Raw genomic sequence first — 21655 nt, 5'->3', positions numbered from 1 at the left:
ACCTGGCTGAGGCCGATCGCGGTCCCACGCGCGGTCAGCTCCTTGAGCCGGTCGTGCAGCTGCGCGGTGGTCGGCCGGTCGGACGCCTCCTTGGCCAGACAGGCCCGGATCACCGGAAGCAGCGCGCCGGGCACCTCGCTGAGGTCGGGCTCCTCGTGCACCACCCGGTAGAGCATCACCTCGGAGGTCCCCGAGCCGAACGGGGAGTCGCCGGTCGCCGCGTAGGCGAGGGTGGTGCCCAGCGCGAACACGTCGGTGGCGCTGGTGACGGCGATGCCGCGGACCTGCTCGGGGGCCAGGAAGCCGGGAGAGCCGACCGCCGTGCCGACATGGGTCAGCGTGCTGGCGCCGGTGGACCAGGCGATGCCGAAGTCGATGATCCGCGGGCCCTTGGGGGACAGCAGGATGTTCGACGGCTTGAGGTCGCGGTGCACCACCCCGGCCTCGTGGACGTGGACCAGGCCGTCGGCGAGGGCGGCGCCGATCGCGGTCACCTCGGGCCAGGGCAGCGGCCCCTCGTCGCCGACCCGCTTGTAGAGCGAGGGGCCGGGGACGTAGGCGGTCGCCAGCCAGGGCCGCTCCACGTCGATGTCGGAGGCGACCAGCCGGGCGATGCAGCCGCCCCTGATCCGGGCGGCGGCGGCGACCTCGCGGGCGAAGCGGGTGCGGAACTCCTGGTCCTCGGCCAGCTCGGAGCGGATCAGCTTGAGCGCGACCTTCTGGCCCTTGCGGTCGGAGCCCAGGTAGACCACGCCCATGCCGCCCGTGCCGAGCCGCCGGTGCAGGCGGTAGGGGCCGACGACTCGCGGATCCTCCCGCCGGAGCCGCATCATCGCCACATTTCCGTCCCGCCGTCAGTTCCTTGTGCGGGGGCTGTTGTCCCTGCCAGGCGACAGCTTACGGACTGGGCCGGGCGGTGTGCTGATACGCAACGCACTGACGATCCGTGGGATTGTCGGATTTCCCCCGGTCGGCTCCGCCGCGGGCCTTCACGGAGCCCTGCCCGAGCCCTGGCCGAAGCTTTCCCCGGGCCCTCCCCGGCCCCTCCGGTACCGCGTCCGCAGTACCCCCGGGCCGTATCCGGGAGATGCCCGTGGGACCACGCTGACCTGCGGCTCCCCGGCCCCCTCGGGGACCCCGTCAGGGGTGACCCTGACACCTCCCGCGTCCGCCCTCCCCCTCCGGTAGTAGTCCCCGAGGAGGACCGTCCTCCTTCCGGATGCCGCAGGGACGGTCCCGGGGCATGACGCCAGGCCAGGGGGGCCGACCGTAGGTTGGTACCAGCGGTGGGCGGGCAGCTCGTCCCCCGAGGTACTCCGCCCACCGCGACCACGGATGAGCAGTGACGATCAAGTGACGCAGCAGCAGACGACGAGAGTGGGAACCAGGCCATGTCCGTATACACGGGAGGATCAGTACGGCGCCGTCGCCAGTCCGATCGCGTTCGTACGAGCGAGACCCGGAACCCCCTGATCGCCCTGGCGATCGCGCTCCCGGTCGCGGCGCTGCTGGCTTTCGCCTTCGGCGGCTGGTCCCAGTTCACCGTGCAGGCCACGTCGGTGCTGCACCTCATCCAACACTGAGACTGCGGCGCCGCGTCCGGACTGTCGGTGAGGGCAGCCCGGGCGCGGACGCCGCGCAGACGCGCCCACGGGGGAGGCGCGGAGGGGGAACGAAGAGGGCCCGTCCGCAACCGGACGGGCCCTCAACTACTGTGCGCGATACTGGGATTGAACCAGTGACCTCTTCCGTGTCAGGGAAGCGCTCTCCCGCTGAGCTAATCGCGCGGGACACTCGTAAAGGCACTGCTCATGCAGCCCCCGAGGGGACTCGTGCGCGATACTGGGATTGAACCAGTGACCTCTTCCGTGTCAGGGAAGCGCTCTCCCGCTGAGCTAATCGCGCGGGACACTCGTCGAACGGTACTGCGGTCGAACGGCACTGCGGTCGGACCGTGCTGCGGTACTGCTGACCCCCGAGGGGGCCGGTGCGCGATACTGGGATTGAACCAGTGACCTCTTCCGTGTCAGGGAAGCGCTCTCCCGCTGAGCTAATCGCGCATGAGACCCCGAGTGGCGAGCCACTCAAAACCTCGCTGAGGTGGAGACGGGATTTGAACCCGTGTAGACGGCTTTGCAGGCCGTTGCCTCGCCTCTCGGCCACTCCACCGAGCAAGGGCCAACCAGCACCCTCAACCGAGCGGACGACGGGATTCGAACCCGCGACCCTCACCTTGGCAAGGTGATGCTCTACCAACTGAGCCACGTCCGCATGGTCTCCATTTCGCTTCCCGCTTGCTTCTTCGCGGTCCGCGTCCTGGCGACGTGATGAACTTTAGCGGATTCCGGGCCCAGCTCAAATTCCGTATCCCGGCAGCGTGCCGCCCCGCTCCCCGCGATGACCTGCGAACAGGCGTCCCGACCACCGTTTATCTAGACTTCGGCAGCGCGGAGACCCCGCACCTTCCGTACAGAATCCCGAGCAAACTGTGACCTCTACCGAGTTCCTCCTCCCGCCGATGGCCCGTTTCGACGGCGTGGTCGCCACCGGGCTGCTCGATGTCACCGACGATCCGGCGGCCCTCGACAGCTCCGGATTCTGGGCCGTCGTCGCCGACTTCGAAGGCCGGCTCACCTGCGCCCGCTTCGACGAGGTCCGCCGGGGCCGCGCCGCTTTCGGCGGGCCCGCCGCCGAGGCGGGCTGGGCCGGTCCCGCCCGAACCGCCTGGACCAGCTCGCTCGACCGGGCCGGCTACCTCGCCGGGGTGCGCCGGATCCGCGAGCACATCGCCGCGGGCGAGGTCTACCAGGCCAACCTGTGCCGGGTGCTGTCCGCGCCGCTGCCCGACCCCGCCCGCGCCGACGTCGACGCGCTCACCGCCCGGCTGGCCCGCGGCAACCCCGCCCCGTACGCCGGAACGGTCCGGCTCCCGGCCCAGCGGGTCGAGGTCGCCACCGCCTCGCCCGAGCTGTTCCTGGAACGGGGCGGCGAAACGGTCCGCTCCGGCCCGATCAAGGGCACCGGGCGCACCGAGGACGACCTGCTGGAGAAGGACTACGCCGAGAACGTGATGATCGTCGACCTGGTCCGCAACGACCTCGGCCGGATCTGCGCCACCGGCAGCGTCACCGTCCCCGACCTGTGCGCGGTGGAGAAGCACCCCGGGCTGGTGCACCTGGTGTCCACGGTGGAGGGGCGGCTGCGCCCAGGCGCCGGCTGGCCGGAGGCGATGGCCGCGACCTTCCCGCCCGGATCGGTCACCGGTGCCCCCAAGTCCAGCGCGCTGCGCATCATCCAGGCCCTGGAGACCGCCTCCCGCGGCCCCTACTGCGGCGCCGTCGGCTGGGTCGACGCCGACCGGCGCGAGGCCCGCCTCGCCGTCGGCATCCGCACCTTCTGGCTGGACCGGGACGATCCGGCCGGCCCGCAGGTCCGCTTCGGCACCGGGGCCGGCATCACCTGGGGCTCCGACCCGGAGCGGGAGTGGGACGAGACCGAACTGAAGGCGGCCCGCCTGCTCGCGGTAGCGTCTGAGGCACCACCGCCGCGGTGACCAGCGGCGGCAATCCACAGAACGGGAGCCACACCGTGCGGATCTGGGTCAACGGCGCGCTGCGCGAGTCCACCGAGGCCAGCGTGTCGGTCCTCGACCACGGCATGACCGTCGGCGACGGCGTCTTCGAGACGGTCAAGGCCGTCGACGGCGCACCCTTCGCGCTCGGGCGCCACCTGGACCGGCTGGAGCGCTCGGCGCGCGGCCTCGGACTGCCCGCGCCGGAGCGCGAGCTGGTCCGGCGCGCCTGCGCCGAGGTGCTGGCCGCCAACCCGGCGAAGCTGGGCCGGCTGCGGATCACCTACACCGGCGGCCTCGGCCCGCTCGGCTCCGACCGCGGCGACAGCGGCCCCAGCCTGATCGTCGCCCTCGGCGAGGTGGCCCGCCGCCCCGACGCCGCCGCGGTGGTCACGGTCCCCTGGACCCGCAACGAGCACAGCGCCGTGGCCGGACTGAAGACCACCTCCTACGCGGAGAACGTGGTCGCACTGGCCCGGGCGCACCAGTACGGCGCCTCCGAGGCGATCCTCGGCAACACCGCGGGCCGTCTCTGCGAGGGCACCGGTTCCAACGTCTTCGTCGTCCTCGACGGCCGGATCCTCACCCCGCCGCTGAACTCCGGCTGCCTGGCCGGGGTCACCCGGGCACTGGCCCTGCAGTGGCTCGACGCCGAGGAGGCGGACCTGCCGCTGACCGTGCTGGAGGAGGCCGACGAGGTCTTCCTCACCGGTACCCTGCGCGACATCCAGGGCGTCTCCCGGGTCGACGACCGCGAACTGCCGGGCGCGCCGGGACCGGTCACGGCCAAGGCGATCGCGGTCTTCACCGAGCGCGCCGCCGCCGACCTGGAGCCGTGAGGATGACCACCACGCTCCGGCCGCTGGGACCCGAGCAGAGCAGGCCCGACGGGGGCCGGGAGCGGGCCTTCGAGGTGCGCGTCAACGGCCGGACCGTCGGCGGGCTGGTGGCCGCGGCCTCCGGCGGGCCCGGCCCCCGGGTGGGCGGCATCCGGGAACTGACGATCCATCAGGCCGACCGCGGGCGCGGCCGGGGCACGGTCGCGGTGCTCGCCGCCGAGGAGGTGCTGCGCTCCTGGGGCTGCGTCCGGGCCGACATCGGCGTCCCCGACGGCCCGGACCGGGACGCCGGGCTCGCCCTGGCCCGCACCCTCGGCTACACCCTGCGCGGCCTCAACATGCGCAAGGAACTCCCGGCGGATCCGCCGTCGCTGCCGGAGGGCAGCACCGGCCGCCCGATGCGCCAGGACGAGTTCGACGCCTGGCTGGCCGAGGAGTCCGCGGGCTACGTGGACAGCCAGATCGCCGCCGGGATGACCCCGGAGCAGGCCAGGACCCGCTCCCAGGCCGACCACGCGGCCGCGCTCCCGGACGGTCTGGACACCCCGGGCGCGGTGATCAGCCGCCTGGAGTCCGGGGGAGTGCCGGTCGGCGCCGTCTGGGTCGGCACCCAGCTCCCGGGAGCGGCCGCGGACGAGCCGCCGGCCTGGGTGTTCATGCTCTCCGTGGACGAGCGGTACCGCGGCCGGGGACACGGACGCGCTCTGATGCTGCTGGCCGAACGCGAGTGCCTCGCTCGCGGCGTGCGCGAGCTGGGACTGCACGTGTTCGCGGCGAATGCCCCGGCGGTGTCGCTGTACCGGTCGCTGGGGTACCGCACGTATCGCAGCCTGCTGCACAAACAGCTCTAGGTTTTCGGCTGCGGGCGCTGCATGGCTTGTCGCGCAGTTCCCCGCGCCCCTGGATAGTGCAACGTGCCCTCGGTGGGTCAGTTGCAGCCCCATAGGGGCGCGGGGAACTGCGCGACAAGCCCACTACGGTCCGAAGTCGAAAACCCTACGGCGCGCCCAACAGCTCCATGATCCGCTCACGCAGCCCCGCCTGACCGGCCCCTCCGTCGAGCCGCTTCCCGGCGACCACGTAGGTGGGGGTCCCGGTCACGCCGATGGCCTTGCCCTCGGCCTGGTCGGCGTCCACGACCAGCATGTGACGGCCGTCGATCAGCGCGGTGTCCATCTCCTCGGCGTCCAGGCCGAGACCCCGGGCCAGCTCGACCAGCAACGCCTCCCCGCGCCGTCCCAGCTCCTCGGTCCTGGCCAGCACCGCCTCGACGAAGGGCCAGCCCTGCCCCTGGACGAAGGCCTCCTCGGCCGCCTGCGCCGCCGCGAACGCGTGCTTGTGCTTGTCCAGCGGGAAGTGCCGCAGCACCACCTCCAGCCGGTCGCCGTAGGCCTCCCGCAGGGCCCGTACGTCGTCCAGCGCGGCCGCGCAGTCCGGGCACTGCAGATCGCACCAGTACTCGACCGGGGAAAAGGAACTTTCGCTCATGGTCGTCAGTCTCCCATTACGGGCAGGATGGAGTTGTCGGACGAGCAGGAGGAGACAGGACGATGACTGCGATCGTGTGCATGGCACTGTCCGCAGCGGGGGTGGTGATCGCCGTGCTGGCCGGCGTTCGCGGCCGGATCCGTTCCGCTTTCCGCTGGCTCGGCGTCGCCCTGGTGCCGGTCGGTCTCTACCTCACCGGCCTGATCACCGTGTTCCGCCGGATCGGCACCGCGCTGTCGAACTGGGCCACCCACCTGGTGTTCGACCCGAAGGTGTGGACCGGCCTGGCGATGCTCGGCGCCGCCGTCCTCCTGCTGCTGGCCACCGGCATCGGCCGGAGGTCCCGGGAGCCCGGGCCGGTCAAGGCCTCCAAGCAGCCGAAAGCGGCCAAGGGCGGCTCCTCGGCCCCGGCCGTCACCGCCAAGCCGGCCGGGCAGAAGTCCGCCGCCGACGACCTGGGCGACTTCTCCGACGTCGAGGAGATCCTCAAGCGCCGCGGGATCTGACCCCGGCCGCACCGGACGCACCGGCCACCGCTGAAACCCCGGACGCCGCCTCGGCCACCGCGGACGCCACCCCGGAGACCGCGTCCGGCGATTCCGCCGCGGTCCGCTGCCGGGCCCGGTAGGCGGCCACGTGCAGCCGGTTGCCGCAGGTGCGGCTGTCGCAGTAGCGGCGTGAGCGGTTCCGCGAGAGGTCCACGAACACCCGGGCGCAGTCGGGCGCCTCGCAGCGGCGCAGCCGCTCCCGTTCCCCGGCCACCACGATGAAGGCCAGCGCCATCCCCGCCTCCACCGCCAGATGGTCGGCGAGGGCCGCGCAGGGCGCGAAGAAGTGCATGTGCCAGTCGTGGCCGTCGTGGTCGGTCAGCCGGGGCGTCGAACCGGCCCGGGCCACCATCGCGTTGACCAGCCCGGCCGCCTCGCGAGTGGAACCGGCCAAGAACACCTGGCGGAACTGTCCGCGTACCCGGCGCACCGCGTCCAGGTCCGCCGCCCCCAGTACGCCGACCTCGCTGATCTCGTGCCGCAGCACGAATCCGCGCAGCGCCGCGAGATCCGGCAGGCCCTCCTGCCCGCAGGCGTCCGGGTCCGTGTTGAGCAGGTCGACCAGGACATCGAGGGCGCACTGCGTGTCATGGGTGATCAGCACGTCGGTACTCCCTGGGGCGTCCGGGCGGGTTGGCGGCGACTCTACCGCTGCTGCCTCCGACCGTACTGCCGGACGCGAACGCGGAAGTCGCCACGGCCCTTGCGGGTCCGCGGCGACTTCTTTCCAGCAGGGGAGCAGATGGAGCGGATGGTGCCGGTGGCGCGTTCCGTGCCCCCGAGTAGCACGGCTGCGCACGGTAGAAGGGATGAAGCGGTTCAGTTCTCCGCAAGGATGTGGGAGAGCTCTCGGTCGAGATCGAAGTGTCGGTGCTCGGTGCCCGGGGGCACCGCGGCATCGGTTCGCTTGAGGAAGGACTCCAGCGCTCGGGCCGGGGCTTCCAACAGGGCTTCTCCTTCCGGAGAGCTCAGGGCGATGCAGACGACTCCTTGTCCGTGGCTGCGGGAGGGCCAGACACGGACGTCACCGGTCCCGGTAGGCCGGTGCAGCCCCTCCGCAAGGAGGTCGCGGGCGAACACCCAGTCGACGGTTTCGTCGGCGCCCGTGTGGAAGGTGGCGTGCACGGCATAGGGGTCGGCGGTGTCGTAGCGCAGGCCCGCGGGGACGGGCAGTGATGATTCGCTCGACACGATGAGGCGCAGGTGCAGCTCGCAGCTGACCGTGGTGTTCATAAGCGCCAGGGCCTTTCGCTCAGTGTGCGCTCGGGGATCGCACGTCGGCGAACGGACCATCCCACCTGTTCGACCGGTGTAAACCCGTCTGTCCCGATTAGTACGTACCTGGTACCCCTTACGGCTCAGCAGACACGCCCGTCACAGCTGTTTCAACAGCCTGCTGCAAACCGGCTCGGCGGTGGTGTCACAGGGTCGATATCCGGTCATCGCGGGAGCCGGGCCGCCGTCCCGGGGCAGGTCAGGAGCACACGGGCCGATGCGGTAGTGTTTTCCATGCACCGCCCGGTACCGGGCTGGTGCGAGCAGGCGCGATTAGCTCAGTGGGAGAGCGCTCCGTTCACACCGGAGAGGTCGCTGGTTCGAACCCAGCATTGCGCACCGCAGGACGAGGCCCCGCAGATCAGCGATCTGCGGGGCCTCTGTCGTTGTCGCGGTCCGCCGTCTGCGGCCGCCTGCTGCGGGCGTCTCAGAAGCGGATGCCGTCCCAGGGCGTGATCTCCGCGCCGGCCGCCGCCAGCTCCAGTTCCACGGCCGCCGAGATCTCCTCGGCCGGCTGCCCGTCCGGAAAGGCGTCCGGGTAGGTGGCGTGCGCGCCGCTGGCCAGCACCACCGCGTGGCCGCGGCTGATCGCAGCGAGCGAGGTGGCGCGGACGCAGTACTCGCTCTGCATGCCGGCGACGACCAGCGGCGACTTCGCCGGGAGCAGCCGCTCCAGCCCGGTTCCGTCGAAGCTGTCACTGCTGAGCTTGTCGATCACATGCTCCTCGGGCAGCGGTTCGAACACCAGCTCCCAACCGGGGGTGCCCGGTACGTCCGGGTCGCCGACCTCGGGGTCGCCGGAGTTGCGGACGTGGACGATCACCGAACCGGCCCGGCGGGCCCGGGCCAGGAGTTCGGTGAGTGCCGCCCGGACCGCGGACGCGTCCGGGATCGGCTCGGGCGGGAGAAGCATGTTGCGCTGGACGTCGATGAGCAGAAGTGCGGGGGTCATGACAGCAAATATAGCACTGGTGTTCGAATCGAAACAGGGCGAAGGGATTTAGGCCACCGGCGGTCGTGATGCTAATGTTCATCTCGTCGCCGACACGGTCGGCAGGCGCGATTAGCTCAGTGGGAGAGCGCTCCGTTCACACCGGAGAGGTCGCTGGTTCGAACCCAGCATTGCGCACAGAAGACTGAAGGCCCCTCAAATCGAGGGGCCTTCAGTGCTTTTGACGCACCTTCAGGACTGCGGCGCGGCGAAGGTTGCCCGGCGACCGGGTTCAGGCCGCCTGCTCCTCCGCCCGCCGCCGCAGCGGCCAGGAGGTGTCCACCGACTCGGGCGAGCCGCTGCGGTTGAACCACTGCTGCAGTCCGCGCGCCTGCGCCGCGTGCCATACCGCCTGGCGCAGATGCAGCTCCGCCGGGGTCATCGCCGCCAGCCGTTCCTCGAAGCGGCCGCCGATCGCCCGTACCAGCAGCATCGCCGCGGTGGCGTCGGCCGCCGCGTCATGCGCCCCGTTCAGCACCACGCCGTAGTGCGCGCACAGGTCGGTCAGGGTGCGGCGGCCCTTGCGGTAGCGGTCCACGTGCTTGTCCAGCACCCGGGGGTCCACCACCAGCAGCGGCGCACTCGATACGTAGTCGCCCAGCGACGCACCCCGGTGCCGGCCCAACTCCCGGTCCAGCAGCGTGAGATCGTACGGGGCGTTCATGACGACCAGCGGCAGCCCGGCCCGCGCCGTCTCGGCCAGCGCCCGGGCGATCTCCTCCACCACCACCGGGGCGGGCCGGCCGTGCTGCCGCGCCCAGAGGTCGGTCAGGCCGTGTACCGCGGTGGCCCCCGCCGGGATCGGCACGCCGGGGTCCGCCGCCCAGTCCCGCCGCCGTACCGGGCCGCCGGCGGACTCCTGTACCACCAGCGCCGCCGTCACAATCCGGTCATGCTCCACGTCCACGCCCGTGGTCTCGGTGTCGAAGGAGGCCAGTGGCCCCTGGTACCAGTGCGTCATCGCTGCCTCCCCCTCCGATGGTGACACTGAGGTGATACCCGGTGACCCTCGGCTTCCAATCCTGCTGTGAGCTGCGGATCTGTTTGACGCCCCGTCAGGGCGGAGACAACACACAGTGACGGCCCGTCCGGTCCGGACGGCGGGCTGCCGTTCGACGGGACTGCCGTTCAAAGGGGAGAAGGCGGCAGCAATGGCGCTGACACAACCCGAACCGGCCACCCCGCCCCTCGCCTGGGGCGGGATCGGGACGGGACAACCGATGCGGGGTCAACTCGCGGTCACCTCCTGCATGGAGACGCTCCAGGTGGGATACCTGCACGCGGTCGCGGCCGCGTCGGGCTGCGCACTGTCCTCGCCGTTCCCGGACAACGGGATCGACTGGCATGTGAGCCACGGCAGTTCGGCGCACACCGTGGACGACGAGGCCACCATCAAGGTCCAGCTCAAGTGCACCTACCAGATCCCGCCGAATCCGGAAGGGCCGTACTTCAGCTTCACCCTCGACAACGACCACCTGCGAAAACTCGCCCACGCCCGGGTCGCCGTGCACAAGATCCTCGTCGTCATGCTGGTCCCCAGAGAGGTCGACCAGTGGCTGCAGGCCGGTCCCGACCGGTTGGAACTGCGCCACTGCTGCTACTGGGTCAACCTGGCAGGGCACCCGGTGACCGGGAAACGCAGGACGAATGTCCGGATTCCGACCGGCCAGGTCTTCGACGACCGGGCGCTCTGCGCCATCATGGCCCGTGTGGGAGCGGGAGAGCGTCCTTGAACGAGGCCTCTGCGGTATCGATTCCTGCGGGAGGGACAACGTGACAGCGATGCGCCGCGACACCCGACCAGAGGCAGTGGACGCTGCCGGGCGCGCCGCCGTCCGGGCCGGCGGCGGCCGCGCCCCCGCCGACCCGGTGCACATCGACCCGGCCGGAGTCGACCCGGCCGTGCTCGGTACCCTGCTCGCCCGCCACGGCTGGATCCGCCGCGGCGGCGCCGAGGGCCGCTACACCCGCTGGACCCCGCCCGACGACCTGGAGCCCGACACCAGCCTGCTGGTCCCGGCCGACCGCCGCTTCGACGACAGCGTCGACCTGCTGGACGAGGCCATCGCGGCGCTGTCGCACTCCGGCGTCCCCTCCGCCAGGGCCATCCTGGCCGCGCTGCTGGTCCCCGGCGACGAGATCCACTGGCGCCGGGAGACCCCCGGCGTCGGCGGCGCCGTCAGCTGGGGCTCGGAGGAGGACCTGCACGCAGGCGCCACCGCGATGCTCTCCGCCGCCGCCAAGGCCGGACTGCTGCGCGCCGCCTACTTCGGCGCCCGCCTGGACGGGGCCGCCGCCGAGTTCCTGGACCGGATCCTGGTCGTCGCCCCGGGCACCGGCGCCGGCCTGCTCACCGCCTACGCGCCCGCCCCCGAGGACAGGACCGTCACCACCACGCTGGTCCGGGCCCTGGAGGCGACCAGGGACGCCATCGACCTGCAGCGGGTCAGCGGCCGTACCGAGGCCTTCGACGATGCGGTCCGGCTCGGCGTCAGCCGGGAGCTGCTCGCCTCGGTGGTGCAGCTGGTCCGCGGGAGCGAGGGCATCGAGATCGCCCTGGCCTGGGCCGCCTCGGTCGGCACCCCGCGCGGCTTCGCCAGCCGCCGGCTGCGGCTGGAGTTCAGCCCCGGCGACCTGCCCGCCCTGGAGGCCGCGGGGGAGCGGCTGGAACGCAGCGAACCCGCCCTGGACGTGGAGATCACCGGCGCGGTGGTCCGGCTCAAACGGCCCGTGCCCGACGGCGAGGGCCAGGTCAGGCTGGCGGTGCTGGCCGGGGCCGATGTGGACGAGGTACGGGTCCGGCTGGGCGACGAGGACTACCGCACCGCGGTCGAGTCCCACCTCGCCGGGGTGCCGGTCCGGCTGCGGGCGCGGCTGGAGCGCAAGGGCGGCTTCCGCAAGCTCTCCGTCCCCAGCGCGCTGGTCCGGGTGGAACTGGACGCCGCCGAGCGGGACCGCATGCTCAAGGCGCTGCGGCTGCGGGTCGGCGGATCCGGCGGCGGATCCGGCGCGGGGGAGGACAGCGAGGGCAGGTGAGGCCCGCGCGAGCCGCCCTCCGGTCTCGGTACCATCATCACCGCAGCACCTGCTGCTCAGGAGAATGCCGAGAGTCAGGAGAGTCCGGTGTCGGACGTCCGTGTGGTCATCAGTCGCGAACCCGATCGGGAAGAGCGTGTGGTGACGACGGGCACTACGGCGGCGGACCTGTTCCCCGGCGAGCGCGCCGTCATCGCCGCCCGCGTCGGCGGTGAGCTCCGCGACCTCGCCCACGTCCTCGCGGACGGCGACGAGGTCGAGCCGGTGGCCATCGACAGCGAGGACGGCCTGTCGATCCTGCGCCACTCCACCGCGCATATCATGGCCCAGGCCGTGCAGGAGATCTTCCCCGAGGCCAAGCTGGGCATCGGTCCGCCGGTCAAGGACGGCTTCTACTACGACTTCGACGTCGAGAAGCCGTTCACCCCCGAGGACCTCAAGGCCGTCGAGAAGAAGATGACCGAGATCATCAAGCGGGGGCAGAAGTTCTCCCGCCGGGTGGTCACCGACGAGGCGGCGCGCGCGGAACTGGCCGACGAGCCCTACAAGCTGGAGCTGATCGGCCTCAAGGGCGGCGCGTCCAGCGAGGACGGCTCGGACGTCGAGGTGGGCGGCAGCGAGCTGACCATCTACGACAACCTGGACCCCAGGACCGGCGAGCTGTGCTGGAAGGACCTGTGCCGTGGCCCGCACCTGCCGGCCACCCGGGTGCCCGCGTTCAAGCTGATGCGCAACGCCGCGGCGTACTGGCGCGGCAGCGAGAAGAACCCGATGCTGCAGCGCATCTACGGCACCGCCTGGGCCACCAAGGACGACCTCAAGGCCTACCTGGACTTCCTGGAGGAGGCCGCCAAGCGGGACCACCGCAAGCTCGGCGCCGAACTGGACCTGTTCTCCAACCCGGACGAGATCGGCTCCGGCCTGGCCGTCTTCCACCCGCGCGGCGGCGTGATGCGCCGGGCCATGGAGGACTACTCGCGCAAGCGGCACGAGGAGGCGGGCTACGAGTTCGTCTACACCCCGCACGCGACCAAGGGCACGCTGTTCGAGAAGTCGGGCCACCTGGACTGGTACGCCGACGGCATGTACCCGCCCATGCAGCTCGACGAGGGCGTGGACTACTACCTCAAGCCCATGAACTGCCCGATGCACAACCTGATCTTCGACGCACGCGGCCGTTCGTACCGTGAACTGCCGCTGCGGCTCTTCGAGTTCGGCACGGTGTACCGCTACGAGAAGTCCGGCGTGGTGCACGGCCTGACCCGCTCGCGCGGCTTCACCCAGGACGACGCGCACATCTACTGCACCAAGGAGCAGATGGCGGAGGAGCTGGACAACCTGCTCACGTTCGTCCTGGACCTGCTGCGGGACTACGGCCTGACCGACTTCTACCTGGAGCTCTCCACCAAGGACCCGGAGAAGTTCGTCGGGTCGGACGAGGTCTGGGAGGAGGCCACCGAGATCCTGCGGACGGCCGCCGAGAAGCAGGGGCTCCCGCTGGTTCCCGACCCGGGCGGCGCGGCCTTCTACGGCCCGAAGATCTCGGTCCAGGTGAAGGACGCGATCGGCCGCAGCTGGCAGATGTCGACCATCCAGGTCGACTTCAACCTGCCCGAGCGCTTCGACCTGGAGTACACGGCGGCGGACGGCTCGCGCCAGCGGCCGGTCATGATCCACCGTGCGCTGTTCGGCTCGATCGAGCGATTCTTCGCGGTGCTGCTGGAGCACTACGCCGGCGCGATGCCGCCGTGGCTCTCACCGGTCCAGGCCGTCGGCATCCCGATCGGCGACGCCCACGTGGACTACCTGAAGGAGTTCGCCGCCGAGGCCAGGACCAAGGGCCTGCGGGTCGACGTGGACGCCTCCAGCGACCGGATGCAGAAGAAGATCAGGACCCACCAGAAGATGAAGGCCCCCTTCATGGTCATCGTCGGCGACGACGACATGGCCGCCGGGACCGTCTCCTTCCGCTACCGCAACGGCGAGCAGAAGAACGGGATCCCGCGTGCCGAGGCGTTGGCGGAGATCGTCGACGCGGTGGAGCGCCGTATCCAGGTCTGATCCGAGCGGCGGACGCAGGGGCGGTCCCATCCGGGGCCGCCCTTCCGCCTATGCTGATCTCCATGACGACGGAGCCGGAGCAGCAGAACGGAGCGGGCGAGCCGGACGCTTTCGGCCGCCTGTGGACCCCTCACCGGATGGCTTACATCAAGGGTGAGAACAAGCCGACCGGCCCCGAGCCCACGGACGGCTGTCCCTTCTGCGCGATCCCGGCGATGTCGGACGAGGACGGGCTGATCCTGCGTCGGATGGAGCACGCGTACGCGGTGCTCAACCTCTACCCGTACAACTCCGGTCACCTGATGGCCGTCCCGTACCGGCACGTCGCCGACTACACGGAGCTCACGCCGGAGGAGACCGCGGACGTCGCGCTGCTCACCAAGCAGGCGATGACCGCCCTGCGGGCGGCCTCGGGAGCGCACGGCTTCAACATCGGGCTGAACCAGGGCAGCGTGGCCGGGGCCGGCATCGCCGCGCACCTGCACCAGCACGTGGTGCCCCGCTGGGGCGGGGACACCAACTTCATGCCGGTCATCGGCCAGACCAGGGTGCTGCCGCAGCTGCTCGTGGAGACCCGCAAGATGCTCGCCGACGCCTGGCCCGCGTAGCTGCGGGTGCTCTGGCGGAACCCGGCTGCGGACCGTAAGTGGCTGGGCGCGCAGTTCCCCGCGCCCCTGGGGGTGCAACTGACCCACTGCGGGTGAGTTGCAGCTACATAGGGGCGCGGGGAACTGCGCGCCCAGCCAGGCACACGCCGCAGGATTCAGTCCGCGTCGTAGACGTCTGCCTTCGAGGCCCGCATGCCCTGGATCTCGGCGCCGAGCAGGCTGGAGCGGGTCTTGAAGCGGTCCACCTCGACGTCGTGGTCCTCCAGGAACTCCATGGTCGCCTTGTGAACGGTGCGAAGCACCGGTGTGGCGACCCGGAGCGCGTCGTCGGCCATGAACCTGTCGGCCCAGGGGCGGGACGTCCACGCGGAGCGCAGCCCGAAGGGTTCGGGGAGCTTGAGGGTGCCGCCCAGGTAGTCCAGCATGGTCTCGCCCCAGGGCCAGGTGAACGGGGCGCGCAGGGTGAGCCGGACGACCTCGTCGGGGGCGACTATCGGGAGCTGCTTGGTGCGCTCCTCCCAGAACTTGCCGGCTTTGGCCACCTGGATCTCGCCCCGCTTGGCCTTCTTGTTGAACATCGGCGCCATCGGGCCGAGCGCGTGGCCGCTGACCTCGACCCGCAGGGTGTGGTGCAGCAGGGTGACGGTGACCAGCAGGGTCACCACCAACTGGCCGCCCCACAGCACGAACTGGATGCCCAGGTAGTGCCGGGGCCCGCGGCCGAACTGCTGCTTGTTGGCGAGGTTGGTCATGGCCGAGCTGCGGTAGCGGTAGCCGTCCATGTCGGCCCCGGTGGGGCGGCTGATCTCGTCCGCGCCCTCGGGTATGGACATGACCATCCAGTGGGTGACCCGCATGTCCGGGATGCCGTTCTCGGCCGGCATCGTCGACCTGGACATCTCCTTGAGCCGGTCCTCGATCCGGCGCAGCACGTCCCAGGGGTGGAAGGTGCGTATCTCGGCGATGCCCTCCGCGGGGTCGATCTGCTCGGCCAGGGTCCAGGAGCCCCAGCGCTTGCCCAGGCCGAGTATGCCGTTGGCCCCGGCGTACTGGAGCACATTGGTCTCCTGCTCCATCTCCAGGGTCTCCAGGGCCTTCTTGAGCTCCTCGGCTCTGACGTCCTGCGGGCCCATCGGCACGATCTCCGGGACCACCGGGCCCAGCCCGCTGCCGTCCAGCACCTCGTTCCAGCGCAGCCGCAGCTTCTCCGCGGTGCGCACGCAGATCCGGAAGGCGATGAACCAGCCCAGCACCGGGACCAGCATCATGATCCGGATGTAGAACCCGGCCCAGCCCGCGGCGAAGGGCCGCAGCGCCAGCAGCACGGCGAGCAGCGCGGCCACGGTGAGGGCGATGCCTCCGTAGAGCGAGCGCCGCTCCTCCGTGCTGAGGTCGCGGATCTTGAAGGCGGCGAGCCAGATCAGGGTGCCGGGGAGGAAGAGCAGCCCGGCGACGACGGCGACCGCGGTGAGCCTGCGGTCGCGGTCGTGCCGGATCTTCTCCGCCTCCAGGCAGTGCTCGACGACCCGTCGCGGATCGGCGCCGTAGGAAGGCACCAAGGGCTTGCGGGTCTTGCCGAGGGTGCGCTTGATCACCGCTCGGCAGAAGGCCTCGCCGATGGTGGGGACGAACAGCCCGTGCCGCCCCTCCTTGTGGCCGACGCTCTCCACGCTGCCGGTCAGCTCCTTGAGCGGGCCGTCCCGGTAGGCGAGGGAGGCGAGTGACTCGGTGGCCGCGAAGTTGAGCGATTCGCGCGGGACGTCCGGCACTGTGGTCCCCTCCCGACAGCGGTCTCCGTCATTGTTCCCCGGGCCTGACAGATCATCCGCACTGAAACATATTCCGATGGGCTGTCAGAATGCCCGGATGCCAGGGTATCGCCGCCGATCATCGCCCGTCAGCCCAATAGGGATCACTCCGGCGCTCAGCCGTGCGCCGTGGCCGCCGCGGTGCTCAGCGCCTTGGCCGCCACCGCCTCCGGCATGGCCTCGTGGCGTACGTAGGCTCGGGTGAAGTCGCCGGCGCCGTGGGACAGCGAGCGCAGGTCCACGGCGTAGCGGACGATCTCCAACTCCGGTACCTCAGCCCGCACCAGGGTCCGTCCGACGCCGACCGGCTCGGTGCCCTGGACCCGGCCGCGGCGGCCGGACAGGTCGCTGAGCACCGCGCCGACGTACTCGTCGGCCACCAGTACCCGGACCTCGGCGACCGGCTCCAGCAGCCGCACCCCGGCGCCGGCGGCGGCTTCGCGCAGGGCGAGCGCCCCGGCGGTCTGGAAGGCCGCGTCGGAGGAGTCCACCGAGTGGGCCTTGCCGTCGACCAGGGTGACCCTGACGTCGACGACCGGGAAGCCGGCGCTGACCCCGCGCAGCAGTTGGGCCCGTACGCCCTTCTCGACGGAGGGGATGAACTGCCGGGGCACCGAGCCGCCGACCACCCGGTCGACGAACTCGAAGCCGCCGCCGGTGGGCAGCGGCTCGACCTCGATCTCGCAGATCGCGAACTGGCCGTGGCCGCCGGACTGCTTGACGTGCCGGCCGCGCCCGTGGCCGGGCCCGGCGAAGGTCTCCCGCAGCGGGACGGCGTAGGGGACCGGGTCGACCTGGACGCCGTGGCGGCTGCGCAGCCGTTCCAGCAGCACGTCGGCGTGCGCCTCGCCGAGGCACCAGAGCACCAACTGGTGGGTGTCCGGGTTCTGTTCGAGCCGCAGGGTGGGGTCCTCGGCGGTGATCCGGCCCAGGCTCTGCGAGAGCTTGTCCTCGTCGGCCTTGCTGTGCGCCTCGACGGCGACCGGCAGCAGCGGGTCGGGCATCGACCAGGGCGCGACCAGCAGCGGGTCGGCGGGCGCGGAGAGGGTGTCGCCGGTCTGCGCGGAGGCGAGTTTGGCGACGCAGACGATGTCCCCGGCGACAGCCTGGTCCACGCCGCGCTGGGTGCGGCCGAAGGGCAGCGACAGTGCTCCGATGCGCTCGTCGGCGTCGTGGTCGTCGGTACCGCGGTCGGCCATGCCGTGGCCGGAGACGTGCACCGGCTGGTCGGGGCGCAGCGTGCCGGAGAAGACCCGGACCAGGCTGAGCCTGCCGACATAGGGGTCGCCGCTGGTCTTGACCACCTCGGCGGCCAGCGGTCCCTCGGGGTCGCAGGCCAGCGCCGGGCGGGGGCGGCCGTCGGGGGTGGTGGCGGCCGGCGGCCGGTGCTCGGCGGGGGAGGGGAAGGCGGAGCCGATGAGTTCCAGCAGCTCGGTGCTGCCCAGGCCCTCGCGGGATCCTTCGGCGGGCGGGGCGGAGGCGAGCACCGGGTGGAAGGCGCCCCGGGCGACGGCACGCTCCAGATCGTCGATCAGGGTCTTGGTGTCGACGGCCTCGCCGGAGAGGTAGCGGTCCATCAGCGCCTCGTCCTCGCTCTCGGCGATGACGGCCTCGATCAGCCGGTCCCTGGCCTCGGCGGCTGCCTCGCCGAGCGCGTGGTCGGGGGTGTGCTCGACCCGGCGGCCGCTGCCGTAGTCGAAGCAGTTGCCGCTGAGCAGGCCGTGCAGGCCGGAGATCCTGGGAGTGCCGTCGGGGCCGGCCGGGCCACGGTTGAGCGGCAGGTAGAGCGGCAGCACGGCCTCCGGGTTGGCCCCGCCGAAGGCCTCGCGGCACAGCTCGACGGTGGCGGCGAAGTCGGCCTGCGGGGAGTCGAGCTTGGTGACCACCAGGGCGCGGGGCATGCCGACCGCGGCGCACTCCTCCCACAGCATCCGGGTGGAGCCGTCGATGCCGTCGGTGGCCGGCACCACGAACAGCGCGGCGTCGGCGGCGCGCAGTCCGGCCCGCAGCTCGCCCACGAAGTCCGCGTAGCCGGGGGTGTCCAGCAGGTTGATCCGCACTCCGGCGTGCACCAGCGGTACCAGGGCGAGCTGCACCGAGCGCTGCTGGCGGTGCTCGATCTCGTCGTAGTCGGAGACGGTGGTGCCGTCCTGGACCCGTCCGGCCCGGGTCAGCGCTCCGGTGGCGAGCGCGAGGCCCTCGGCCAGGGTGGTCTTGCCGGCCCCGCTGTGGCCGACCAGTACGACATTGCGGATCAGATCCGGCCGGTTGGGCTCGTACTGGTCGGCCGCCGTACCCCTGCCGGGGCCTCCCGATGCCGCTGTCGTCCTGTCACCCATCGCCCTCTCCATTCAGTCGGAGTACCTGCCACGGGGACCGCGTTGCGTTGACTGAGGGTCACCCGCGGTGATGGTGAGCTTGGCACCGCAACAGGCCGAGGTCCATAGCTCCCGCACGGGCGGCGTGCCCGGCCCCGGCGTGCGGGCCGCACCCGGATACCATGGGCCAGCCCACCGGGGGCCGCCGTGAGAGCGCCGCCCGGGCACGGCCGGACCATGGCGGGATCCACTGCCGGATCCACGGCCGGATCCACTGCCGGATCAGAGCCGGAACTCAGTCAGATCGGAGCGGTCGGAAGGCCCATGCTCAACAAATACGCGCGAGCTTTCTTCACGCGGGTGCTCACCCCCTTCGCAACGTTCCTGCTGCGTATCGGTGTCAGCCCGGACATGGTCACGCTGGTGGGCACGGCCGGGGTGGTCGCCGGGGCACTGGTGTTCTTCCCCCAGGGTAGTTTCTTCTGGGGCACCATCGTGATCACCGCCTTCGTCTTCTCCGACCTGGTCGACGGCAATATGGCCCGCCAGGCGGGCACTTCCAGCGTCTGGGGCGCCTTCCTGGACTCCACCCTGGACCGGGTCGCTGATTCGGCGGTCTTCGCCGGGATCGCGATGTGGTACGCGGGGGGCGGCGACAACCTGCTGCTCTGCGCGGTGGCGCTGTTCTGCCTGGCCAGCGGGCAGGTGGTGTCGTACACCAAGGCGCGCGCCGAGAGCCTGGGCCTGAAGTGCGACGTGTCGGGCCTGGTGGAGCGGGCCGAGCGGCTGGTGGTGACCCTCGTCCTGGCCGGTCTCGCCGGGCTGCACGGCTTCGGTGTGCCCTACATCGACTGGCTGCTTCCGATCGCGCTGTGGCTGATCGCGGTGGGTAGTCTGATCACCGCACTGCAGCGGATCCTGACGGTGCGCCGCGAGGCGGCCGAAGCGGTCGCGGCAGGGGGAGGGCAACTGTGAGCGGACTGGCCGACCATCTGACGTACAGCGCCTACGCCGCGGGCTGGGCGGCGGTGAAGCGGCTGCCCGAATCGGCCGCCAACGGGCTGTTCCAGCGGATCGCGGACGTCGTCTGGAAGCGCCGGGGCAAGGGCGTGCTGCGGCTGGAGTCCAATCTGCGCCGGGTCCGCCCCGAGGCCTCCGATGCCGAGATCGCCGAGCTGGGCCGGGCCGGGATGCGCAGCTACCTGCGCTACTGGTGCGAGTCGTTCCGGATGCCGGTGTGGAGCAGGGAGCGGATCGCCGCCTCGTTCGAGCCCGAGTTCATCGAGCGGCTGGACGAGGCGATGGCGTCCGGGCGCGGCGCGGTGCTGGCGCTGCCGCACATGGGCAACTGGGACCTGGCCGGCGCCTGGGTGGTGGTGCGCGGCTATCCGTTCAGCACGGTGGCCGAGCGGCTGCGGCCGGAGAAGCTGTTCGACCGCTTCGTGGCCTACCGCGAGGGCCTGGGCATGGAGGTGCTGCCGCTGACCGGCGGTGCCAACACCCTGGCCACGCTGGCGAAGCGGCTGCGTGCGGGCGGACTGGTCTGCCTGGTCGGCGACCGCGACCTGTCCGCCTCCGGGGTGGACGTGACCTTCATGGGCGAGGCGGCCCGGATGCCGGCCGGACCGGCCGTGCTGGCGGCGCAGACCGGGGCGGCGCTGCTGCCGGTGACCCTCTGGTACGACGGCACCCCGGTGATGAAGGGCCGGGTGCACGAGGAGGTCCCGGTCCCGGAGGCCGGCAGCAAGCGCGAGAAGGCCGCGGCGATGACCCAGACGCTCGCCGACGTGTGGTCCGAGGGCGTGCGCGAGCACCCGCAGGACTGGCACATGCTGCAGCGCTTCTGGCTGGCCGACCTCGACCCGGACCGGGCGCCCGCCGCGGTCGCGGAGCCGACCGCGGAGGCCTCACGGTGAGGATCGGAATCGTCTGCCCCTACGCCTGGGACGTCCCCGGCGGGGTGCAGTTCCACGTCAGGGACCTGGCCGAGCACCTGATCCGGCTGGGCCACGAGGTCTCGGTGCTGGCCCCGGCCGACGACGACACGCCGGTGCCGCCGTACGTGGTGCCGGCCGGCCGTGCCGTCCCGGTGCCGTACAACGGCTCGGTGGCCCGGCTGAACTTCGGCTTCCTGTCCGCGGCGCGGGTGCGCCGCTGGCTGCACGACGGCGCCTTCGACGTGCTGCACATCCATGAGCCGGTCAGCCCAAGCCTGGGCATGCTCGCCTGCTGGGCCGCCAGCGGCCCGATCGTGGCGACCTTCCACACCTCCAACCCGCGCTCCCGGGCCATGATCGCCGCCGAGCCGATCCTGCAGCCGGCGCTGGAGAAGATCAGTGCCCGGATCGCGGTCAGCGAGTACGCCCGGCGCACCCTGGTCGAGCACTTCGGCGGGGACGCGGTGGTCATCCCCAACGGCGTCGACGTGGCGTTCTTCGCCGACGCCGAGCCCCGTCCGGAGTGGAGCGGCGCGGACCTCCCGGACGGCGGCACCATCGGCTTCGTCGGCCGCATCAACGAGCCGCGCAAGGGCCTGCCGACGCTGTTGGAGGCACTGCCGCGGATCCTGGCGGCCCGGCCCGGGGTGCGGCTGCTGGTGGCCGGCAAGGGCGACGAGGAGGAGGCGGTCAAGGGCCTGCCCGATCAGGTACGGGAGCGGATCGAGTTCCTCGGCATGGTCAGCGACCAGGAGAAGGCCTCGCTGCTGCGCAGCGTGGACCTCTATGTCGCGCCCAACACCGGCGGCGAGAGCTTCGGCATCATCCTGGTCGAGGCCATGTCCGCGAGCGCCCCGGTGCTGGCCAGCGACCTGGACGCGTTCCGCCAGGTGCTGGACGGCGGCGCGGCCGGCGAGCTGTTCCCGGTCGAGGACGCCGAGGCGCTGGCCGAGGCGGCGATCCGGCTGCTGGGCGACCCGCGGCGGCTGGCCGGGCTGCGCGCGGCCGGCTCCGCGCACGTGCGCCGCTTCGACTGGGAGACCGTCGGCGCGGACATCCTCTCCGTCTACGAGACGGTCACCACCGGCGCGGCCGCCATCGTCGAGGAGGACCCGGGCGGCGGCTGGCGGGCGCGGCTGGGGCTGGCGCGGGACTGAGCGGGCTGTCCAGCCTCT

The 21655-nt window shown here is 71.6% G+C and carries 19 protein-coding genes, 7 tRNA genes and 1 pseudogene; 14 read left to right on the top strand and 13 right to left on the bottom strand.

What is annotated here, in order from left to right; translation table 11 throughout:
* Positions 1-833, bottom strand: an 833-nt coding sequence (locus TR46_RS44465; RefSeq protein WP_236655457.1) for a serine/threonine-protein kinase, incomplete at its 3' end; no start/stop codon positions are given.
* A 558-nt stretch (positions 834-1391) separates the two neighbouring features.
* Between TR46_RS44465 and TR46_RS23640 the strand changes: the two genes are divergently transcribed.
* Positions 1392-1583 (top strand): hypothetical protein, encoded by a 192-nt coding sequence (locus tag TR46_RS23640; protein ID WP_042404591.1) that lies wholly within the window; start codon positions 1392-1394, stop codon positions 1581-1583.
* Between the two features lie 132 nt (positions 1584-1715).
* Here the strand turns inward: TR46_RS23640 and TR46_RS23635 are convergent.
* The 5 genes from TR46_RS23635 to TR46_RS23615 all read right to left on the bottom strand — a co-directional run bounded on the left by TR46_RS23635 (position 1716) and on the right by TR46_RS23615 (position 2271).
* Positions 1716-1787, bottom strand: a tRNA-Val gene (locus tag TR46_RS23635).
* Positions 1788-1833: 46 nt separating this feature from the next.
* Positions 1834-1905 (bottom strand) — tRNA-Val (locus TR46_RS23630).
* A gap of 83 nt (positions 1906-1988) precedes the next feature.
* A tRNA-Val gene (locus TR46_RS23625) sits at positions 1989-2060 on the bottom strand.
* A gap of 38 nt (positions 2061-2098) precedes the next feature.
* Positions 2099-2169, bottom strand: a tRNA-Cys gene (locus TR46_RS23620).
* 29 nt (positions 2170-2198) lie between these two features.
* Positions 2199-2271: transfer RNA gene (locus TR46_RS23615), tRNA-Gly, on the bottom strand.
* A 247-nt stretch (positions 2272-2518) separates the two neighbouring features.
* Between TR46_RS23615 and TR46_RS23610 the strand changes: the two genes are divergently transcribed.
* Genes TR46_RS23610 through TR46_RS23600 form a run of 3 tightly spaced genes read left to right on the top strand, consistent with a single transcriptional unit; the run spans position 2519 to position 5261 of the window.
* Complete coding sequence (locus TR46_RS23610) at positions 2519-3553, top strand: chorismate-binding protein (protein WP_042404590.1); 1035 nt, start codon at positions 2519-2521, stop codon at positions 3551-3553.
* A gap of 35 nt (positions 3554-3588) precedes the next feature.
* Positions 3589-4410: an aminotransferase class IV gene (locus tag TR46_RS23605; protein WP_042404633.1), complete on the top strand. Its 822-nt coding sequence runs from the start codon at positions 3589-3591 to the stop codon at positions 4408-4410.
* Positions 4411-4412: 2 nt separating this feature from the next.
* A complete protein-coding gene (locus TR46_RS23600; RefSeq protein ID WP_042404588.1) occupies positions 4413-5261 on the top strand; it encodes a GNAT family N-acetyltransferase in 849 nt (282 codons plus the stop codon).
* Positions 5262-5406: 145 nt separating this feature from the next.
* Here TR46_RS23600 and TR46_RS23595 read toward each other — a convergent pair whose 3' ends face one another.
* Positions 5407-5898, bottom strand: coding sequence for a DsbA family protein (locus TR46_RS23595; RefSeq protein ID WP_042404585.1), 492 nt, complete (start codon positions 5896-5898; stop codon positions 5407-5409).
* A gap of 62 nt (positions 5899-5960) precedes the next feature.
* Between TR46_RS23595 and TR46_RS23590 the strand changes: the two genes are divergently transcribed.
* Positions 5961-6404: a hypothetical protein gene (locus TR46_RS23590; protein ID WP_042404584.1), complete on the top strand. Its 444-nt coding sequence runs from the start codon at positions 5961-5963 to the stop codon at positions 6402-6404.
* Between the two features lie 94 nt (positions 6405-6498).
* On the opposite strand, the pseudogene TR46_RS23585 reads toward TR46_RS23590, so the two are convergent.
* Both TR46_RS23585 and TR46_RS23580 read right to left on the bottom strand, forming a co-directional pair.
* Positions 6499-7050, bottom strand: a pseudogene (locus tag TR46_RS23585) (CGNR zinc finger domain-containing protein); the annotation flags it as partial.
* Positions 7051-7265: 215 nt separating this feature from the next.
* Complete coding sequence (locus TR46_RS23580; RefSeq protein ID WP_030248700.1) at positions 7266-7679, bottom strand: SsgA family sporulation/cell division regulator; 414 nt, start codon at positions 7677-7679, stop codon at positions 7266-7268.
* Between the two features lie 309 nt (positions 7680-7988).
* Here TR46_RS23580 and TR46_RS23575 point away from each other — a divergent pair.
* Positions 7989-8060: transfer RNA gene (locus TR46_RS23575), tRNA-Val, on the top strand.
* Positions 8061-8148: 88 nt separating this feature from the next.
* On the opposite strand, the gene TR46_RS23570 is transcribed toward TR46_RS23575, so the two are convergent.
* Positions 8149-8673 (bottom strand): isochorismatase family protein, encoded by a 525-nt coding sequence (locus TR46_RS23570; RefSeq protein WP_042404583.1) that lies wholly within the window; start codon positions 8671-8673, stop codon positions 8149-8151.
* Positions 8674-8778: 105 nt separating this feature from the next.
* Here TR46_RS23570 and TR46_RS23565 point away from each other — a divergent pair.
* Positions 8779-8850: transfer RNA gene (locus TR46_RS23565), tRNA-Val, on the top strand.
* Positions 8851-8944: 94 nt separating this feature from the next.
* Here TR46_RS23565 and TR46_RS23560 read toward each other — a convergent pair.
* Positions 8945-9673: a 3'-5' exonuclease gene (locus tag TR46_RS23560; protein ID WP_042404582.1), complete on the bottom strand. Its 729-nt coding sequence runs from the start codon at positions 9671-9673 to the stop codon at positions 8945-8947.
* A gap of 190 nt (positions 9674-9863) precedes the next feature.
* On the opposite strand from TR46_RS23560, the gene TR46_RS23555 reads away from it, so the two are divergent.
* The 4 genes from TR46_RS23555 (at position 9864) to TR46_RS23540 (ending at position 14417) form a co-directional block, all read left to right on the top strand.
* Positions 9864-10445, top strand: coding sequence for a DUF4365 domain-containing protein (locus TR46_RS23555; protein WP_042404581.1), 582 nt, complete (start codon positions 9864-9866; stop codon positions 10443-10445).
* Between the two features lie 49 nt (positions 10446-10494).
* Entirely contained in the window at positions 10495-11748 is a 1254-nt protein-coding gene (locus tag TR46_RS23550) for a hypothetical protein (protein WP_084718865.1), read from the top strand.
* Between the two features lie 87 nt (positions 11749-11835).
* The gene (gene thrS / locus TR46_RS23545; RefSeq protein ID WP_042404580.1) at positions 11836-13809 is read left to right on the top strand and encodes a threonine--tRNA ligase; all 1974 of its coding nucleotides are present in this window, start codon (positions 11836-11838) and stop codon (positions 13807-13809) included.
* A gap of 50 nt (positions 13810-13859) precedes the next feature.
* Complete coding sequence (locus TR46_RS23540) at positions 13860-14417, top strand: HIT family protein (RefSeq protein WP_042404579.1); 558 nt, start codon at positions 13860-13862, stop codon at positions 14415-14417.
* Positions 14418-14572: 155 nt separating this feature from the next.
* On the opposite strand, the gene TR46_RS23535 is transcribed toward TR46_RS23540, so the two are convergent.
* On the bottom strand, positions 14573-16186 hold the full coding sequence (locus TR46_RS23535) for an AbeC-like domain-containing protein (protein WP_042404578.1): 1614 nt from the start codon (positions 16184-16186) through the stop codon (positions 14573-14575).
* Between the two features lie 155 nt (positions 16187-16341).
* Positions 16342-18564, bottom strand: coding sequence for an elongation factor G-like protein EF-G2 (locus TR46_RS23530; RefSeq protein WP_042404577.1), 2223 nt, complete (start codon positions 18562-18564; stop codon positions 16342-16344).
* A 303-nt stretch (positions 18565-18867) separates the two neighbouring features.
* On the opposite strand from TR46_RS23530, the gene pgsA reads away from it, so the two are divergent.
* Genes pgsA through TR46_RS23515 form a run of 3 tightly spaced genes read left to right on the top strand, consistent with a single transcriptional unit; the run spans position 18868 to position 21637 of the window.
* Positions 18868-19518 carry a phosphatidylinositol phosphate synthase gene (pgsA, locus tag TR46_RS23525; RefSeq protein ID WP_042404576.1) on the top strand — a complete coding sequence of 217 codons (651 nt, stop codon included), beginning with the start codon at positions 18868-18870 and terminating at the stop codon, positions 19516-19518.
* Positions 19515-20459, top strand: coding sequence for a phosphatidylinositol mannoside acyltransferase (locus TR46_RS23520; RefSeq protein ID WP_042404575.1), 945 nt, complete (start codon positions 19515-19517; stop codon positions 20457-20459). The genes pgsA and TR46_RS23520 overlap by 4 nt, the downstream gene beginning before the upstream one ends.
* Positions 20456-21637 carry a glycosyltransferase family 4 protein gene (locus TR46_RS23515; RefSeq protein WP_042404574.1) on the top strand — a complete coding sequence of 394 codons (1182 nt, stop codon included), beginning with the start codon at positions 20456-20458 and terminating at the stop codon, positions 21635-21637. The genes TR46_RS23520 and TR46_RS23515 overlap by 4 nt, the downstream gene beginning before the upstream one ends.
* Positions 21638-21655: the final 18 nt, after the last annotated feature.

It is taken from the genome of Streptacidiphilus carbonis, from assembly GCF_000787775.1.
Lineage (GTDB): Bacteria > Actinomycetota > Actinomycetes > Streptomycetales > Streptomycetaceae > Streptacidiphilus > Streptacidiphilus carbonis.
This window is presented reverse-complemented; position numbering and strand designations above follow the sequence as displayed.